The sequence below is a fragment of the uncultured Campylobacter sp. genome (assembly GCF_937949835.1).
Taxonomy (GTDB): Bacteria; Campylobacterota; Campylobacteria; order Campylobacterales; family Campylobacteraceae; genus Campylobacter_B.
Window position 1 is genome coordinate 1 of the sequence record NZ_CALEDC010000209.1, and the last position, 1,336, is coordinate 1,336.

Consider the following 1,336-nt stretch of genomic DNA (forward strand, 5'->3'; position numbering starts at 1 on the left):
TTTCAAAACCGCAATCGCTGAAATTCCAGGCATAAAAAAAGCGTCCACCGTTTGGCGGACGCCGTGTATAATCGCGACGGACAAAATAAACGCCGCCGCGAGCAAAGAAGCTTATTTATCTCTTAAATTTAACTCACTAACGAGCTTGGAGTAAACTGCGTAGTCTTTGTTTTTAAGATATTTCATCATTCTTTTACGCTGACCTACTAGCTTTAGTAGTCCTAAGCGAGATGAAAAATCTTTCGGATTTGCTTGCAAATGAGTGGTAAGAAGCGTGATCCTCTCGGTAAGAAGCGCGATTTGCACCTCTGCAGAACCTGTATCTTTCTCTCTTCTAGCGAATTTCGCAACTATCTGTGCTTTTTGAGCCGTGTCTAAAGCCATGATGACCTCCTGATCGGTAAAATAGGAAGCGATTATACTTAATTAACCTAAATTTTTGCTTTCTTTGTGTAAAATGCACGCTTTGACACCAAAGGAGAAAATAAATGCTTTTTACAAAAGCAAGCGAATACGCCCTGCTTTCAATGATCTGCATCGCGGGCAAGGAGGAGTCGATGGATGTCGATTCGATCTCTAGCGAGCTTGGAATTTCACGCAGCTTTTTGGCTAAAATTTTACAAAATTTAGCTCGTGCGAGACTTTTAAATTCCTTCAAAGGCGCCAAGGGCGGCTTTGTGCTCGCGCGCAATGCGGACGAGATCACGCTAAGCGAGATCATCAAAAGCGCCGAAAGACGCAAGGCGACGGTATTTGACTGCACCGCCGAGGGGATCGACGCCTGCCCGAACGGTCGCACGCTATGCCGCGTCAATCTAATGTTTGGCGAGCTTCAAGAAAAAGTCGATGAGTATATGGATACGATCACGCTAGCAGACATCATCGGCAAAGAGCGCAAATGAAAATATATCACCTAAGCCACACCGATCTGGACGGCTACGGCGCGCAGTTCGTCGCGGCGCACTATTTGACGGACGTGGAATTTTTCAACGCCAACTACGGCAAGGAGATAAACGAAAAATTTGATCTCATCCTCGCTAGTATCGATGAAAGGCTCGCTGCAGACGCGGACGAGAAAAGCCTGGTTTTAATCACCGATCTAAATTTACTGCCCGCGCAGTGCGAGAAATTTAGCGGCGAGCTAGCCCGTCGCAACGCCCGCGTGATACTTCTGGATCATCATCAAAGCGGGCTTGAGTGCGCGAAAAAATTCCCGTGGTATTTTTTGGACTCTTCGCGCTGCGCCACGAAGATCACCTATGATTTTTTCAGCGCGATGTTTGGCGGCTCGCCGCGGCTGGATAAGTTCGTGCGCGTCGTAAACGCCGTGGATATC

The 1,336-nt window shown here is 47.4% G+C and carries 3 protein-coding genes; 2 read left to right on the forward strand and 1 reads right to left on the reverse strand.

Annotation, left to right across the window (positions count from 1 at the left end):
• Positions 1 to 111: 111 nt before the first annotated feature.
• Positions 112 to 384 carry a 30S ribosomal protein S15 gene (rpsO, locus tag Q0256_RS04865; RefSeq protein ID WP_005871877.1) on the reverse strand — a complete coding sequence of 91 codons (273 nt, stop codon included), beginning with the start codon at positions 382 to 384 and terminating at the stop codon, positions 112 to 114.
• A gap of 104 nt (positions 385 to 488) precedes the next feature.
• On the opposite strand from rpsO, the gene Q0256_RS04870 reads away from it, so the two are divergent.
• Positions 489 to 902 carry an Rrf2 family transcriptional regulator gene (locus Q0256_RS04870; protein ID WP_297944765.1) on the forward strand — a complete coding sequence of 138 codons (414 nt, stop codon included), beginning with the start codon at positions 489 to 491 and terminating at the stop codon, positions 900 to 902.
• A partial coding sequence (locus Q0256_RS04875) for a DHH family phosphoesterase (RefSeq protein WP_297960603.1) occupies positions 899 to 1,336 on the forward strand: 438 nt, incomplete at its 3' end. The genes Q0256_RS04870 and Q0256_RS04875, both read left to right, overlap by 4 nt.